Genomic DNA, 17,797 nt, shown 5'->3' with positions numbered 1-17,797 from the left:
TTGTGATTTTAATTTTAGAATGCAAAATTAAGTCCTATCAAATAGTTACGCCCATTAGGATAATATCCCCAATCAATACCAGAAGTCAATGGACTCTTCAAAGTTACTTCCGGATCGATACCAGAATATCCTGTAAACAGGAATGGATTCTGAATAGACGCATAAACTCTAAGTTTGCTAATCCCCGCTTTACTCAAAGTTGTGTTTGATAAAGAATATCCCAATGTTATACTTTTTACCTTTACAAAATCACCTTTTTCCACAAACTGAGAAGAAGGAGTCAAAGCATTAATCCCGTCTACAAAACCCACTATATCCGTATTCTCGTTTTCTGGTGTCCAACGATTTGCCCATTCCGGATTAGGTCCAAGAGAGATAAGGCCATTTGAAGCAAAACGAGCTTCACGCGTATAGTTATAAATATCAAACCCATGCACTCCCATAACAAATATACCCAAATCGAAATTCTTATAAGTCAGTGTATTATTCCATCCCCACTGGAAAGACGGTTGCCCATTACCAATAGCAGTCTGGTCATCTTCATTAATACCTTCTACACCATCAATGTCTTTAAATTTATACGAACCTGCCGCTGTCCCCTTAGGAGCATCCGCCAATTCCCATGACTTCCATACACCATCACTGACATATCCCCACATAGTACCTAGTTTTTGCCCCTTTACATTACGGAAGTATCTATTTTCATAATTTCCACTAATAACCATATAAGATTTGTCGCTATACAGTTCTTCAATAGTACCTTTATTATGAGACAAAGTGATATTGGTATTCCAATTAAAATCTCTGGTAGCAACTGGATCTGCCCCAATAGTTATTTCAAAGCCTTTATTCAAAATATGGGCAGCATTCTCCAGTCGGCTTGAGAAACCTGTATAATGCGGAGCATCTACCTCTAAGAGTACATCTTTACTCAACTTATGATAAACATCTAATGAAACAGTCAAACGGTTATTAAATGCACCAAAATCGATACCACCATTCCATTGTTGCGTTCTTTCCCATCTTAGATTAGGGGTTCCAATACGCTCAGTAGATAAAGCCAAATGATTCTGATCATTTCTTGTAGCTTTCAGTTTGGTATATTCTGAATAAGCTGCTACAGCCTGATTACCTGTTTCACCATATCCCAAACGTAATTTCAATTGACTTAAAAAGTCCACATTTCGTAAGAAACTTTCCTGTTTTGCATTCCATGCCAAAGCAACAGAAGGAAATTGTTCCCATCTATTATCTTTATTCAATCGGGAAGAACCGTCATAACGCCAAGAGGCCGTTAACATATAACGATCCATAAACACATAGTTTACACGTCCCATCCAAGACATCATTGTTGTTTTAGTTCTATCGCCAGAAGCATACATTATATCACCCAAAGCGGTATTATTTGCACCAATAACAGTCGATACCAATCCTCCTTTAGCCTCTGTCTTATGAATAAAGTCATCCGAATACATTTGTTCAAATACAGCTGTGGCATTAATTCTATGGTTTCTATTGAACTCTTTCACATAGGATAGTATATTCTGATTTGTCCAACTATAATTCTGCGTACTTGTAGCCGTAGCACTTGTCTTATCCCCATTAGCCATCACTGTAGTATAACTATCTCTACCATAAGTTGACCGAGCCACATAATCTCCAAAAGTAAATCCTTGCGTCATTCTAAAAGTCAGACCTTTAAGAATAGTAACATCAGCATAACCCTGAATACGAGAAGTATATCTATATCCATTACTATCTATCTCCCAAATATGTCCCATCGGATTATACTGAGGGCCAGTCAGATTTGCGTTATTGTATTTTCCGTTTTCATCTTTGGGTAAAATGGTATTCGGAAAAATCAAAGATTCTATCAAAACTCCACGATACTGACTAAAACGAGGCCCTTGGCTCTTAGAATAATTACCCCAAAGATTAGCACCAAATTTTAGCCAGGGTTTGATCTCTGTATCAACCTTTAAACGATAATTATAAGTGTCTGCACTTGAACTCTTAGCAGTACCTTGATTATTATTGTAACTTCCTGAGAATAAAAATTTAGTTTTTTCACTACCACCGGAAATTGAAAGTTCATGATTGTTCTCTATAGCAACATCACGGAAAATATTTCCTACATAATCATATACATTTTCACCTCTATCAAAAGCTTTGATTTGCTCGTCTGAATAAAAACGATATGGGGTACCATCCTCATTAGCCGGTCTAAGCGCTGCTCCATATTCATTTGCTAATCTTGCAAAATCACCTGGTTCCATTACATCCGGAAGATTATAAGGAGTTTTAAAATTTACATAACCACTGTATTCTACTCTTACTTTACCTGCTTCCGGATTACGAGTGGTTACTAATATTACACCATTCGCACCACGAGAACCATATATAGCAGTAGCAGAAGCATCTTTCAACACTTCAATAGATGCAATATCCGAAGGATTTAATGAACTAAGCGAGCCACCAATAAAACCATCAATAACTACCAACGGACCACTATCAGCTTGTATAGAGTTCATACCACGCACACGAATAGTAGAAGAAGAACCTGGCTGTCCAGAAGAGGATACGATACTTACACCAGCCAAACGTCCTTGAAGAGAAGAAGTGATATCTGCCGCAGGTGCACTCTTGATCACATCGCTTCCTTTTACAGAAGCAACAGAACCTGTAAGGTCAGACTTTCGCTGTACACCATATCCGACAACAACAACTTCATCCAAAGTTTGTGTATCATCAGCAAGTTTGACAGTAAAATTCTTCTTTCCTGCAACGGGAATTTCCTGTGTCTGATAACCGATATATGAGACTACCAACGTAGCATTAGAAGGAACATTATCCAGTTTAAAATTTCCATCAATATCGGTTATTGTACCGCTTGTAGTACCTTTCACTAAAACCGATGCCCCGATTACGCTTTCTCCAGTGCTGTCGAGGACCTTACCCATAATAGAGGAGACCGATTGTGCAAGAGTCGTTTGTGTCAATAAAAAACTGACAATGAAAAAGCAGACGAATTTCACTGACAATAAAATGACTTTCTTCATAGTGTTATAATTTTAAATTATTAAAAAAGGAAGATACGAAGAACGGTGTAACACCGTCCTTCGTATAGTATCAGTTATTACTTAATAACTACTTTAAAAGTTTTAACTTGATTACCTGTTATAACTTTAACCAAACAGAGCCCCTTCTGAGCTGCTGGGATAGAAGCATTGCCACCTACAATTTCTGTAGATGCAACCATTGCTCCATTTACATTATATAGAGTTACATAACCGTCTTTTTCAGATGATATATAAATCATACCTCCATCAACAATTACATTACAATTCATGCCTTCTTCAATGCTGGTATTGTTAATACCTGTGCCTTTTCCTCCTTGATAAGCACCCATATTGATTTTACCATCTACAATACGTTCATTACCTGCTATATCTTTGTTCATGAATTCATCAATCCATTCCTGAGTCATAAAAAACTCATCTATAAAGTCAACAGAACCTGTATTCACGCATGCAGAGTTGCTGGTCAAAGAAAAATCTGCATCTTTTATGGCCTGAATATTAGCGGCATCCGTAGTAGATCCAACAAAAGTAGTAGACTTAACAAACGGAGCAGCTTCTATAATATTATCTTCAAAGAAAGCAGGGGTGTTACTATCTGTAGAACTGTTAGTAATCTCTATATCAGAAGCACAAAACCGCACTGCTGAGTTATCAATTGCATAAACTGCTTTGTTATTATGAGTTGCCTGATTATTCACCATAATTGAATTCATCACTGTTGCATAACTCTCACCTACATATACAGTACCTTTATTATTAGCAATTGTATTATTGTAGATTGTACTACCCTGCAAATCAATCAAGAGATTTTCCGAAGAATTATTTACAATTAAACAGTTCTCAAATTGTGCATTCTTTTTTGTAGCAATGATTGCATTTCTCCAGGATTCACCAGCAGGAGTAGCATTTGTGTTATTACGAATAATATTGAAGGCAAAATCATAATATACTTCTGAATTACCAGAAAGAACAGTGCCTATATTACTAGAAGTATTTCCCTCAAACAAACAGTGAGTAATTTTCAAATAACGTTTAGCCCACTGATTATTAATCTGGATACAAGAAGATACATTATTTCTAAAAATACAATTTGTTACCAATGTACCGTCTTGATCACTAACTTGCTCTGCTGTATTATAAATAGATAAACTGGGTACTTTATTACCTTCAAAAACACAATCGTATAACTGATTACCTGGGAAATACTCTGAGTGACATCCACGCAGCTGAAGAGTTACTGCCTCTTTTTCAGGATTACTGGTATTATTGCCAGAAAAATAGCAGTCACGAACTATTGTATTTTCTTCGCCATAAACCACTGTATTAGTACAAGCATTATCTAAAATCTGACAATTTTGAAGAGTTACAGAGTTTCTAAGATAGAGAACACGACCGTCTGTTGAAACATTGTTTTTGAAAGTAATACCATCTACAATAGTATTATCCCAAAAATTATCTTTATCCACACGGTCTACCAGACGGAAAGTTTGATTTCCACTGGTAATTATAGTTTCGTTCGTAAACTTCCAAGGCTCTGTAGCAGCATTGGGACGTACACGATTTTCTATAGATGTTTCACCTTTGGCAAATCCACCATATACATGTACTCCTTCTACCATATTAATAGTAGTAGTAGTCATATAAGTACCACCTGCCATATAGATAACATCGCCTTTGGATGCTTTTGAATAAGCTGTACCGAGATCACTAATCGGAGAATTCCAGGACTCACCATTATTAGATGCAGAACCATCCGGGCTAACATAAATGTTTTTCGCATTTGCACCTGTTGCAAGCATTAGAGCTAAGACTGAAGTAATAATCACATTTTTCATAAGCGATAGTTTTTTTGTTTAAAGTTACTATTAGGCTTGTATTTTATCTGCACAAAAGTATGAATAAGGATTTTACCTGATACACATTTTTGTTCATCAATACTCCAATATTGTACAATTCTATTTTTTATAATTAAAGAGCTAAAAATAGACTATATCATGTACTATTTTGTAATAAATAGCTCTTTTATAGGCAGAAAGTTATGGAATGGACCGATTATCTTTGTGAACAGAATTACTCTTAATCTAATTTTAAATAATCATGAATAACAAATTCTTTAAGCTTATCTTTTGCCTTGCTTTACTGCTATCATGTACACCTTCATTCGGCGCTAAATGGAAAGCTAAACACGTAGTATTTATTGGATTAGACGGTTGGGGTGCTTACAGTATGGAAAAAGCTAATATGCCCACTGTAAAACAATTAATGAAAGATGGATCATACACCCTGGAAAAGCGATCTGTACTACCATCTTCAAGCGCTGTAAACTGGGCTTCTATGTTTATGGGTGCAGGTCCAGAATTACACGGATACACAGAATGGGGATCGAAAACGCCGGAATTACCCTCTCGTGTACTTAGCCATTATGGCATTTTCCCCAGCATCTGGGGGTTATTCAGAGATGCTAACCCTCAAGCTGAAATCGGATTCTTTTGTCAATGGAACGGATTAGAGTATCTGGCAGAAATGAAGGCTATGAGTAAAGAAATGCATGTAAAAGCCGAAGATGATCCTTCAGGAAAGGCTGATAAAGCTGTTGCAACCCATTCTTGTGCATATATAAAAGAAAAGAAACCAGCTTTCGTAGGCATTTTCTTTGATGAGCCTGATCATGTAGGACATCAAAGTGGACATGATACAGAAACATATTATCAAAAATTAGAAGAATTGGATGGATATATAAGCGAAATACTAAATGCCGTAAAAGAAGCTGGTATTTGGGACGAAACGATCTTTATCTTAACTGCTGACCATGGGGGTATCAATAAAGGACACGGCGGTAAAACAATGGAAGAAATGCAAACTCCTTTTATCATCTCCGGTAAGAATATAAAAAAAGGCTATAACTTCACAGAGAGTATGATGCAATTTGATGTAGCCTCTACCATTGCTTATATCTTTAAACTCGAACAGCCTCAGGTATGGATCGGACGGCCAATGAAACAGGTATTTAAATAAATACGATATAACGATTTTTCTACCTTAATCAATTTTATATCTCTAAGCCTCATTCTTCCCCAAAACAAAGAATGAGGCTTTTTCATTTTATAGTTGACAATGAGAAATATTACCCTTACTTTTGCTTCCTAAAAAATATTGTATGCCAGCAACACTTCCAATTCATTTTGCCCCGTTACAAGGATATACCGACGCGATCTATCGTAACACGCATTCCGCAATCTTTGGTGGAATAGATACTTATTATACCCCTTTTATCCGGCTCGACAAAGGAACGTTCCGGAATAGGGATGTTCGGGATATAGAACCGGGAACTAACGAAGTCCCCCACCTGATACCCCAACTTATCGGACATGAGGAAGAAAAAGTTGAGACCATTTTATCCCTTTTCACCGAAAAAGGATATAAGGAAGTAGATATAAATATGGGGTGTCCGTTTCCTATGTTAGCCAAACGTCACAACGGCTCCGGTATCCTTCCTTTTCCCGAAGAAGTAGAGAAACTATTAGAAATTACCCAAAGATATCCGGAAATAAGTTTCTCTGTGAAAATGCGTCTGGGATGGGAAAATGCTGAAGAGTGTCTGAAGTTAGCCCCCATATTGAATGTATATCCATTAAAACATATCACCATGCATCCACGATTGGGAAAGCAGCAATATAAAGGAGATGTCGATCCGAAAGGATTTGCCGCCTTTGCAGAAATTTGTCGCCACCCTTTGATTTATAATGGAGATATAAGTAATATTGAAGATATAGAACGTATTCACGATAGCTTCCCCACTCTATCCGGAATCATGATTGGAAGAGGGTTACTGATGAATCCGGCTTTAGCCATCGAATATAAAGAGAAAAAGTCCCTTTCCACCGAGGATATGAAAGAGAAACTATACCAAATGCACAAGATCGTATTTGCCCGTTATGAAGAACGGCTTGAAGGCGGCGAAGATCAATTACTCAACAAAATAAAAACTTTCTGGGAATATCTTGAGCCACAAATTGGTCGTAAAGCATGGAAAGCAATACACAAAAGTACAAGCCTGGCAAAATATAATGCAGCAATAGGGTTGCTCTAAACCAGAATGAATAGGACTTTAGCCGACTAATAAAGTTACATGCTGATTTTTAATAAAGAATCATACAATTGTTTCTCAGAATCTTAGCGATATAAAAGAGGATATCGGTATAAACCATATGATTATATTGGAGGACAGAATTGTTTTTCCTATTTTTGCCAAAAAGCGAAGATAAACAGCACCTTGGCTTAAAAAATGAACAAGCTCATTTTATTCTACTCTCGGTTTGCATTATCTTTGTAGCTAATGAAAAAAAATCAAGCATCAACTTTATGACAAATGTAATAAACAAGATAAACTCTCTGTATCCGCTCTCTGATGATACCTTACAAATTTTAAAGGAAAATGTAACAATCTGCCATTTCCCCAAGAAGTATAAATTGATAGAGGCAAATAAATTTTGTAAATCGGCTTATTTCATTGAAAAAGGAATGACTCGCTCTTTCTGGCTGGTAAACGGAGAAGAAATAACAACCTCCTTTGCATACGAAGGAAGTATTGTTTTCAGTATGGATGAGTTGTATTATAATAAGATAAGTGAGGAGTTTGTGGAAACGCTTGAAGAAGTTGTTGCGTATAAGATATCACTCACCGACTTGCTCCGGCTATTTCAAAACAATATCGAACTGGCCAATTGGGGAAGAATTATTCATCAAAACGAATACAGGCGCTTGCACCGTTCACACAAAGATCGCCTGACACTCTCGGCTAAAGAAAGGTACGAAGAGTTTAAGCAGCAGTTCCCTCAAGTATGCCAGCGGGTAAAATTAGGGTATATTGCATCTTATCTAGGCATAACACTTCCAACACTCAGCTGCCTTAGAGCACACAAATAATTTTCCTGTCCGGTAAGATTTTGTCGTAGGACAACTTTTTAGATGTATAAGTTCCGTAACTTTGGCGCGTCGTCAATAACACTACTACTAATAATAATTTGAATTATAGATTTAACATGAAAAACATCTCTGCTTCTGCATTTGCAGACTCTAAACCTCACTACGAACTCCTTGACGGGCTGAGAGGCGTTGCGGCTCTTGTAGTCATATTGTATCATATATTCGAAGGCTACGCTTTTGCCAGTAATGGTACTATTGACACCCTCAATCACGGATACTTAGCCGTAGACTTTTTCTTTATCCTTTCGGGGTTTGTTATCGGTTATGCTTATGATGACCGCTGGGGGAAAGGTCTTACTATGAAAAATTTCTTTAAACGTCGTTTGATACGTCTTCATCCTATGGTAATCATGGGTGCCGTTTTAGGCGCTGTTACATTCTATCTCCAAGGGTGCGTGCAATGGGATGGAACACATATTGCCATATCAATGGTGATGCTGTCTCTTCTCTGTACGATGTTCTTTATTCCTGCGATGCCGGGGGTGGGCTATGAAGTTCGTGGCAACGGTGAAATGTTTCCTTTGAACGGACCTTGCTGGTCGCTGTTCTTTGAGTATATAGGAAATATTCTTTATGCCTTGTTTATTCGCCGCTTGTCTAATAAGGCATTAGCTGTACTTGTAGCAGTGTTGGGAGTTGCATTGACATTATTCGCGGTACTTGATATATCTGGCTATGGAAATATAGGAGTGGGCTGGACATTGGACGGTGTAAACTTCATCGGCGGGACATTGAGAATGCTTTTCCCTTTCTCCATGGGTATGCTTTTGTCGCGTAACTTCAAACCTGTAAAGTTGAGAGGTGCCTTCTGGATATGCACAATTATTATGATTGCTTTGTTCGCAGTGCCTTATCTGGAAGGTGCGAAGCCGTTTTGCGTAAATGGTGCTTATGAAGTATTTTGTGTTATTGTAGCTTTCCCTATTCTTGTCTGGCTGGGAGCATCGGGAACCACAACTGATAAGAAGTCAACCGTGATATGCAAGTTTTTGGGAGATATATCTTATCCTGTCTATGTGGTACATTATCCTATTATGTACTTATTCTATGCGTGGTTGATTAAAAATCAGCTCTATACTTTGGGTGAAACCTGGCAAGTTGCTTTGTGTGTTTACGCATTGAGTATTGTACTGGCTTATCTTTGCCTGAAGCTATATGATGAACCTGTAAGAAAATGGTTAACCAAAAAGTTTCTGGCTAAGAAATAAGACTATATCTTTTCTATCAGAAGATGAGACTGTATCAAAAGCCTGAGACAACTATCAACAGATAACCGTAGAAACGCAGATTTACGCAAATTAACGCAGATTCAATTGAATCTTTGCGTAAATTAGCGTTAATCTGCGTTTTAACAATAGTAAGTTTTACTATTGGCACAGCCTCATTAAACATCAGTTTTTAAAAGGAATCAGTTCGGTATCTTGACTCATACCGTCTTTACAGATGAAACGAATCACCGTAGAATTCTTATCTGAAGATACAACCTGACAGGCAGGCGTTTCTTTCACAGTCCAACATCCTTTTAATGTAACCGTCACTGGAATCTCTCCACTATCATTATTAATCCAGGGACGGGAATAGATGCTACGCTCTATACGTTTACCATTTTCATCAAAAGCTTCATCACTCGGACCACGATAAAAGGCAAGATCGGGCTGAGCTACCGTAAGCAGAGCTTTTCCTTTTTCTTCATGTACCATTACTAAACAGGAAGTATCTGCTTTCATCAACAATCCTTTGGGCAGATCGGCAGAAGGAGTTTCAAAGAGCACATACGAAGTGGTATTACTTTTCAGATCACGTACAATATGTGCATTACGATCCTTTTGCAATACTTTATACGAAGGTTTCTTTGCAAACTGCTTCATAACGGGTACAACGGTCTGGGGAAAAACAGCATATTCATAAGAAGCTCCTTTGGGCGACTTTCCATGATCTATAACCAGAGATACCCAATCTCCTTTTGTCTCTTTATTCACTTTTTGTGCACGTGAATACTGTGGAAATTTCTTCTCAAATTTAGCAGCAACAGGTACATAATACCCCGTACCAATATGATCTATCCAGACTTTACCATCCCCCTGATATGTCTTCCAATAGGCATGCCCTGCCGAATCTGTCACAGCAAGCTGAAAAATGGTAGTTTCCGTAGGATATTCACCATTCGTATTCTCAATGTCTGATCCGAGGCAGACAATCACTCCGTCAAAGAAATGAAAAGATTTACGCGCACGATGGGAACCATTGTATTTATCGTGTTCATGCAGTTTCATTCCAAAATTTCCATTCTGATGTTGTTGAGACAAGCCACCGGCAAATGCTTCATCCGAATAAAGCATCTCTTCCATACCAGAAAAGGTATCAACATTGTAAACTTTAGCCTGTAAATCATCAAATGGCAGATGAATAGAAGTCACACCGGGAATCCGGTTCCAGTCGAATCCGGCTTCCTGCCAACCGCTTGTATCTGGAGTCACAACCACCCCCGGAGCAGCAGTCAGTATCTGCATACTTCCATGAGCCAGATAACGTCCGTAAAGATTAGCGCCAAGATAATGTTCGGCTGCCCAAAGGTAACGCGAATGCCCACGGACTACTGCAGCCCAGTTACTACGACGCTGAACAGATACGCAGCCATATCCCATAGCAAGGTTTCCTTGCGGATCCGGTTCCGGTCGGAAACCTTTATCAGACAAAATTTTAGCCATACGCCTCTCTTCCTCATTGCTAAATTGAGGCATATATTCCGGATCTTCTCCTGTAGAAGATGTACCGGCTACCAAGCGAAGATAAGCTGCTGCCATATCAGCATCAAAATCAGCCTTTCCATCGGGCGTACCGGCAAGAGCCATCACTGCATATTGCATCGGAATAAGTTTTCCCTTTCCATCCGGATGACGTCCGGACATAGATAGTGGGAAATTGAGTTTATTACAGTAGAAACGCATCGTAAGTAATACTTTCTTCACTGTCTGGTGAGCCAGCTCAGATACAGCAAAATCAGTATGATTGAATAGGTAGATCATATTTGAAGCTCCTTCCAAACCTCCAACAGCATAAGCAGGATAATTATTCCGGTGATGAAAAGCTCCTCCATCCTTCTTGAAAGCTCCGGCTAACCCCAAAGCCGGACGACAGCCATAATCAATCCACCTTGAAAAAGATTTCAGATACTGAAGTTTTTCCGGCGTATCTTCCATCATCAAAATACTTGCAATACGTCCTGTTGTTTGCGTATTGAAAGAGTCCATATCAATACCATCAACTTCTGGTTTCGGATAGACTTCATTGGTTATGGCATACCAACGTAGTGTGCGCTCAGCCTCATTTAATTTCCCTGCCTCACGAAGCACATCTTTCATCAGGAAATAGGCCAGATATAAACCACGCACACTATAACCATAATGATGTATATTCCCCCAGCAACTGCCAAATGCTACTCCCTGATCGGTAATATGATCATACATGGCAAGAAACTTATCTTTCATCTCCGCTCTGACAGAATCATCCGAAGCATTGTTATAAGCTACGGCAATCCGTTTCATCAAGTCAAAATAAGCTCTCATTTCCACACCCTGTTTGGTAAGCATATCTTTGTCCCAATCGGGAAACATACGCTCATAAGCTTCAGAAGCACGTACCATAAAGATAGGTACACCCGTCACTTTTCCATCTTTATAAGAGATATTATAAAAATCATATTTTTTACGGATCATTTCAATCTCTTTCTGCGATAACATGGAAGATGTATATACCATATCACGGAAACGTTTCTCTATCAATTGCATATCCCGTCTTTGTTTTTCACTAACCGGAGTAAGCTCAATATCCGGTTTGAATAGCGAATGTTTATAGACAACAAGCCAATGATTCGTAGTTTCGGCATTCACAAAAGGCACCTGTAAATCTGCTGTCTGCTGGCGGGCATCTACTTTGATTGCTGTAATAAGATGATCGATAAAAAGCTGGCCTTCTACGTCCGGCGCAACCATACGAAGTTCGTTCATACCCTCTTCAGGGGCACCCTGCATATCACGTTCATAACATACCCAGGCAGCACGCCAACCTTTGAAGTTAATCCCAAAAGGAAATGACGTACAAACCTTTCCATCTTTCAGAAATTCAAATTCTATTTTTTTATCTTGTGGCCGCTCATTATATATCCATACAATAAAAGCCGAAAGATAGAGATCTTTCCCGGTAGGATCTTTTTTCTCAAACTTCAGATCTTTTTTCAAAGAAAGTGTTGCATTCGGTTGAAAAGTCCATAGTAATGAATGCGTACCATCTTTATAATGTTCCGGTGAAATGGATAATTTTGAAGATTCGCTACTGATACAAGCAGGAACTTGCGACTCCTCAAAAGAAAACATACGATCATTCTTCACCAATTGTGCCAATAAGGTAACAGAGCCAAAAAGAGAGAGAAAAAATACAGCTCCCAATTTCATAAAAGATTGTTTCATCATTTAGAGTATTAATTGTGTGGTTATCACATTTGTTTGATTTGAAATCCGGTCATCAGGACATGATTCTGGAGCAAACGGAGGCCAAAATATCCATCCCCCTCTCCCGGTTTTAAAGAAGCGCGAAAAAGTTCCTCACCATTCACTGTATACGTGGTTTGTTTTTTCTCTACGCGAATCACAATGTGATACCACTTTCCTGCTACCAGAAGATGGGCAGGATCAGTATATTCAGCAATTAAGGGTTTTACACGGGCATCATCGACTCCATAAAATTCAGCATAGTAGCGACGAAAACGGGTGGTTGTGTTTTCATTACCACCATAGCCCACATAGAATAGATTCAATGTATTATAATTTTTGAAAACTCCGTTTCTCCACTCACTGCGAGCAAAAATATCATCAGGATACTGCGGATCATTGGCAGCCCAGAAACAGTTCAGGTCACTCAGCCGATCCTGCTTTCCGTCTTCCATTAACATAGCTATGTGATAACTTATTTCATACTCACCGGTCAATGGCTCATTATACCATAAAGTGAGACCTGCAGGTACAACAATGTCCAAAGTATCCGACACCAATGATAATTGCATGGCGGCAGATTCATCCTCTGCAATCCAATTTTCAGTTAAAGAGGTATTATTTTTTCCGGAAGGCAGACAGGCTGTTACCAACCAGAGAAAAGTAAATAAAGCAGTGCTACGGATAAGAATTCGTTTCATTTATTTATGTATTAGTTTTGAAGATTACTACCGGATACAAAGAAACCCCTCTTTTCGGAAAAAGAGGGGCTTAAATCGTACAGAATAATACAATAATTATTCACGACTCCGTGGATAGAAGAACTTCTTGTAGAGGTGCGAATCTATTTCACTACAGAGTAACACAAAGTATTATTTATCCGTTTTTGGCATCTTATTTTTCAAGTCAATCACCCTCGGTTCAAGTTTTTCTGTCAAGGGTGCAATTCTTTAAATGCTTTATTATCTTCCTGAACCTGAAGTATTGTTTCTTTAAGTTCACCAATCGGAAGGTCAAACCCATACCAACCGGTATAGCAATCGGTCACATACCATTTTCCTTCAATCAATTCAAATTCCACACGAAGATCTATTTCAGATTCCTCATACCCGGCTTCAAAAACTTTGTGAGCAGGTTCATTAAGCGTATATTTTGAAACATACACACCGCCTTCTTCCTGGCTAATACGTTCTTCTTTCAATACCTCACTATCCAACAATGGCCATTTCTCTTGGGTGAAAGGAAAAGTTTTCTCACTATTTCCATCATCAGTCATCAAAGTAATAGGAGTTTTCAGCGGAAACTTAATACGTGTATACTGATAAGCTGCACTGGAAGTGAACTTTTCTAAAAAAGCAGGGAAATCCTCCCCGTCTACATTGGCAGCAAGAGCCTCTGCTTTTCTTTTGGACATATTGCCACAGGACACACAGCAAACACCTGCTAACAGAACAGCTACCAACAGGTAAGACACAACTCTTTTTGTTTTCATAATTAACTGCATTTAAATTGGCTGCAAAGATAATGCAAACCGAGAGCAGAATAAAATGAACTTATTCATTTTTTATGCCAAGGTGCAGCTTATCTTCGTTTTTCGACAAAGATAAAAGAAGTTTGAATGCGTTGAGTAAAAGAGGAAAAATATTTTAGTTACCTGATAATCGGTTAGTTTTAGTTTTTATTTCTTTCGCAAATACTCATAACCAAAACGGCAATAAAGACACTTCTTTTTATCGCAATACTCTTTTTGAAGTTGCAGTAAAGCCTGACTATCGGCAGCTGTATGTACAGGCAGTCCTGCCCCACTCCACAAACGAGTCACATAATTATTTTCTGCCTTCAGCTCTTCCAGAAAATCAGTAGCACGATCACACAAACGTTCATCCGCTTTATGCAACCCGTAAGCATAAAGAAAAGGAACAACAGTATTGATAACTAACAGATTTTGTGCGCCTGCACCAATTCCCTTTTCTTTTTGGGGAGAGGATTTACCAAAAATAAAATGACTTTCCCAATAAGGAGAAGTCTTTGCTATCAATATCTGCCTGATCTCTTTTAATGTCTTAGCCTCCATCACACGCGAAAACAATGAACGTTCCTCTTGGTAAAGAGCTGCTAACTGCGCCAGACGAACATGCGGGAAATTACCTGGACGAATTCGCAAAAAACGCCATAAAGCATTATCCATTACAGCAGACAGTTCAAATTTATGTTGTAAATAACGGAACTCATTCTGCATCCGGGCCTGATAATCATCTGTAGCATCTTCCTCCAGCAAGCCTGCCTGCCCAAAGAAGAAAGCTTCTATCTGTGTCAAATCATCCCGATGCTTATCTACTGCCCGAAAAGGGATCAGGTTGGCCCATGTTTCAAAAGCATCTCCATTCAGACCAAAACCAAAATTACGGGCCAGGGTAATAAAAAAAGCATCTTCCCAATTATTATTACAAGAGTGCAACCGTTTGGCAATCACATCAGCCTTTTGCTGAAAACGTTCTGTCTGTAATGCACTAAGCCAAGAGTGAATCGTCAGTTTAGGTAAAGCGGACAAAACAGAATAACAGGGAGGATAAATATCACTTGCATGAAGTTCTTCATAATGTTGCTTTACATGTTCCGGACACACAAGTAACAACTGGGAAACCTGCCCGCCATTGGAACAAAAAACCTCACAATCAGCTTGTTCAACAACATGTAAAATGACCGAATCATAAGCTTTATCATGATCGTGTCCATGACGATACCAATCAGAAGAAGTTGTGTGTATTTCTACATTACCTACCCAAAGAGTGCCGTCTATCTTTAGTTTGGCATTAAAAAAATCGGGACCGGCATGCGTATTTTGCAAACCGGTATCAATGACTTCTACCGGCAATCCTGAGGTTGTTTGCAATGGAGTAAGAGGGAATATTTTATGTTTCCAGACATAGTGCAAGAGTTGTTCCATGTTAACAAGACGTTAATGTGTTCGACAAATGTAATAAAAATCTTATCTTTGCGACTATTATTTTGAATATAAGTCAGTAAAACAATGAAAATAGCATTAATCGGTTATGGAAAGATGGGCAAAGAACTGGAAAAAGTTGCCCTTAGCCGCGGACATCAGATAGTCTGCATTATCGACGTCGACAATCAGGATGATTTTGAATCTGAAGCATTCCGCTCTGCGGACGTGGCTATTGAATTCACCAATCCGACAGTGGCATACAACAACTATATCAAGACATTCAACGCCGGCGTAAAGCTCGTTTCGGGTAGTACCGGATGGATGGCAGAACATGGTGACGAAATAAAAAACCTTTGCGAGAAAGAAGGGAAAACACTTTTCTGGTCTTCTAATTTCAGTCTGGGAGTCGTTATTTTCTCTGCTGTCAACAAATACCTGGCAAAGATAATGAATCAGTTCCCAATATATGATGTGACCATGAGCGAAACACATCATATACATAAACTCGACGCACCAAGTGGTACTGCTATCACACTGGCCGAAGGTATCCTTGAAAATCTGGACCGTAAAGACCATTGGGTAAAAGAAGTGGCTGTCACAGCCAACGAATTACCTATTCACTCCATTCGTGAAGGAGAGGTTTTCGGCATTCACACCATTCGTTACGATTCGGCAGTTGACAGTATCTCCATTACACACGATGCCAAAAACCGTGGTGGATTTGCCTTAGGTGCTATATTAGCTGCCGAATATACTATGGATAAACAAGGGTATTTAGGCATGAGTGACTTGTTTCCGTTTTTGAAAGAATAATTATAAATAAATTATATCATGGAAAAAGCAACGCGCGCACAATGGATTAAATGTGCCATCGTTATCCTCCTCTACCTGGCTTTTTTAGTATGGGTGAAAAGCTGGTGGGGACTCATCGTAGTTCCTTTTATCTTCGACATTTATATCACGAAGAAAGTCCCCTGGTCATTCTGGAAGAAATCGAAAAACTCTACAGTACGTAATGTCATGAGTTGGGTGGATGCCATTGTTTTTGCATTGGTAGCTGTATACTTCGTGAACATATATGTATTTCAAAACTATCAGATACCTTCTTCTTCTTTAGAGAAATCTCTGTTAGTAGGTGATTTTCTATATGTAAGTAAAATGAGCTATGGCCCTCGTGTTCCCAATACCCCCCTCTCTATGCCGTTGGCGCAGCATACATTGCCTCTTGTAAACACTAAATCGTATATCGAGTGGCCACAATGGAAATATAAACGTGTTCCGGGATTTGGTAAAGTGAAAATGAACGATATTGTAGTATTCAACTTCCCGGCAGGAGATACCGTAGCTGTCACCTATCAACAAACTGACTTCTACGATAACATCATTTATCGGGAAGGAAAAGGGACTTTTTCCAATCCGATCAACATGGATAGTCTGAATCGTAAACAACAACGGATCGTATATGACCTTTATCGGGATGCCGGTAGAAAATACGTGTTTGCACACCCTGAAAAATTCGGTAACATAATCTATCGGCCGGTAGACCGCCGCGAAAACTATGTAAAACGTTGTGTCGGACTTCCGGGAGATACTCTTCAGATAAAAGACCGCATCATATACATCGACGGTAAAGCACAGGAAGAACCGGAAAACCTTCAGTTCCTCTATACCGTACATGCCACCGGTAAGATGATACCCAACGAATTCCTCCATGATGAGTTGGGATTAAGCAACGAAGATACAGAATACTACCAACCGGGAGCAACTGTTTTCTACTTGCCACTTACCCAAAAAGCACGCAACACATTGCTTGCACGCAAAGACCTTGTTACTTCGATAGAACCAATCTCAACAGAGAGACCCTCACACGATCTCTATCCACTAAACTTGTATACAGACTGGACAGTAGACAATTATGGTCCTATATGGATACCAGCCAAAGGTTCTACCATCACACTGACGATGGACAATCTTCCTATTTATGAGAGATGTATTGTTGCGTACGAAGGTAACAAGCTGGAAGTGAAAGACGATGGTATCTACATTAACGGACAAAAAACAGACAAATATACCTTCCAGATGGATTACTACTGGATGATGGGTGATAACCGCCATAATTCACAGGATTCCCGTTATTGGGGTTTTGTACCCGAAGATCATGTAGTAGGTAAGCCAATTGTAGTATGGTTATCTCTCGATAAAGACCGGGGGTGGTTTAACGGAAAGATCCGCTGGAACCGTATCTTTAAATGGGTGAAATGAGTGTGAGTTTGTGAGTTGGTAAGTTTGTAAGTTTG

General features: G+C 39.0%; 12 protein-coding genes. 6 read left to right on the top strand and 6 right to left on the bottom strand.

The features are described from left to right. Positions 1-14: 14 nt before the first annotated feature. Both K8P02_RS19170 and K8P02_RS19165 read right to left on the bottom strand, forming a co-directional pair. Positions 15-3,059 (bottom strand): SusC/RagA family TonB-linked outer membrane protein, encoded by a 3,045-nt coding sequence (locus tag K8P02_RS19170; RefSeq protein WP_122201157.1) that lies wholly within the window; start codon positions 3,057-3,059, stop codon positions 15-17. 77 nt (positions 3,060-3,136) lie between these two features. Continuing rightward, positions 3,137-4,915 (bottom strand): right-handed parallel beta-helix repeat-containing protein, encoded by a 1,779-nt coding sequence (locus K8P02_RS19165; RefSeq protein ID WP_025866556.1) that lies wholly within the window; start codon positions 4,913-4,915, stop codon positions 3,137-3,139. A 262-nt stretch (positions 4,916-5,177) separates the two neighbouring features. On the opposite strand from K8P02_RS19165, the gene K8P02_RS19160 reads away from it, so the two are divergent. The 4 genes from K8P02_RS19160 to K8P02_RS19145 all read left to right on the top strand — a co-directional run bounded on the left by K8P02_RS19160 (position 5,178) and on the right by K8P02_RS19145 (position 9,274). Beyond that, positions 5,178-6,095 carry an alkaline phosphatase gene (locus K8P02_RS19160; protein WP_025866555.1) on the top strand — a complete coding sequence of 306 codons (918 nt, stop codon included), beginning with the start codon at positions 5,178-5,180 and terminating at the stop codon, positions 6,093-6,095. Positions 6,096-6,237: 142 nt separating this feature from the next. Beyond that, positions 6,238-7,170 carry a tRNA-dihydrouridine synthase family protein gene (locus K8P02_RS19155; protein WP_025866554.1) on the top strand — a complete coding sequence of 311 codons (933 nt, stop codon included), beginning with the start codon at positions 6,238-6,240 and terminating at the stop codon, positions 7,168-7,170. Between the two features lie 272 nt (positions 7,171-7,442). After that, positions 7,443-8,006, top strand: a complete 564-nt coding sequence (locus tag K8P02_RS19150; protein WP_223381696.1) for a Crp/Fnr family transcriptional regulator — start codon at positions 7,443-7,445, stop codon at positions 8,004-8,006. Between the two features lie 116 nt (positions 8,007-8,122). Beyond that, positions 8,123-9,274 carry an acyltransferase family protein gene (locus K8P02_RS19145; RefSeq protein WP_025866553.1) on the top strand — a complete coding sequence of 384 codons (1,152 nt, stop codon included), beginning with the start codon at positions 8,123-8,125 and terminating at the stop codon, positions 9,272-9,274. A 183-nt stretch (positions 9,275-9,457) separates the two neighbouring features. Here the strand turns inward: K8P02_RS19145 and K8P02_RS19140 are convergent, their stop codons facing one another. The 4 genes from K8P02_RS19140 to K8P02_RS19125 form a co-directional block, all read right to left on the bottom strand. Beyond that, the gene (locus tag K8P02_RS19140) at positions 9,458-12,535 is read right to left on the bottom strand and encodes a chondroitinase family polysaccharide lyase (protein ID WP_394373195.1); all 3,078 of its coding nucleotides are present in this window, start codon (positions 12,533-12,535) and stop codon (positions 9,458-9,460) included. Positions 12,536-12,558: 23 nt separating this feature from the next. Beyond that, positions 12,559-13,254, bottom strand: a complete 696-nt coding sequence (locus K8P02_RS19135) for a DUF6250 domain-containing protein (RefSeq protein ID WP_002558632.1) — start codon at positions 13,252-13,254, stop codon at positions 12,559-12,561. A 233-nt stretch (positions 13,255-13,487) separates the two neighbouring features. Next, positions 13,488-14,045, bottom strand: a complete 558-nt coding sequence (locus K8P02_RS19130) for a hypothetical protein (RefSeq protein ID WP_002558631.1) — start codon at positions 14,043-14,045, stop codon at positions 13,488-13,490. Between the two features lie 186 nt (positions 14,046-14,231). Further along, positions 14,232-15,500, bottom strand: coding sequence for a DUF2851 family protein (locus K8P02_RS19125; RefSeq protein WP_122201162.1), 1,269 nt, complete (start codon positions 15,498-15,500; stop codon positions 14,232-14,234). Between the two features lie 84 nt (positions 15,501-15,584). Between K8P02_RS19125 and dapB the strand changes: the two genes are divergently transcribed. Both dapB and lepB read left to right on the top strand, forming a co-directional pair. After that, positions 15,585-16,313: a 4-hydroxy-tetrahydrodipicolinate reductase gene (dapB, locus tag K8P02_RS19120; RefSeq protein WP_025866552.1), complete on the top strand. Its 729-nt coding sequence runs from the start codon at positions 15,585-15,587 to the stop codon at positions 16,311-16,313. 18 nt (positions 16,314-16,331) lie between these two features. Beyond that, the gene (gene lepB, locus K8P02_RS19115) at positions 16,332-17,762 is read left to right on the top strand and encodes a signal peptidase I (protein ID WP_122201163.1); all 1,431 of its coding nucleotides are present in this window, start codon (positions 16,332-16,334) and stop codon (positions 17,760-17,762) included. Positions 17,763-17,797: the final 35 nt, after the last annotated feature.

It is taken from the genome of Bacteroides nordii, assembly GCF_019930665.1.
Taxonomy (GTDB): Bacteria; Bacteroidota; Bacteroidia; order Bacteroidales; family Bacteroidaceae; genus Bacteroides; species Bacteroides nordii.
Note: the sequence above shows the minus strand (reverse complement) of the source record. Positions and strands in the feature narration are given on the sequence as shown.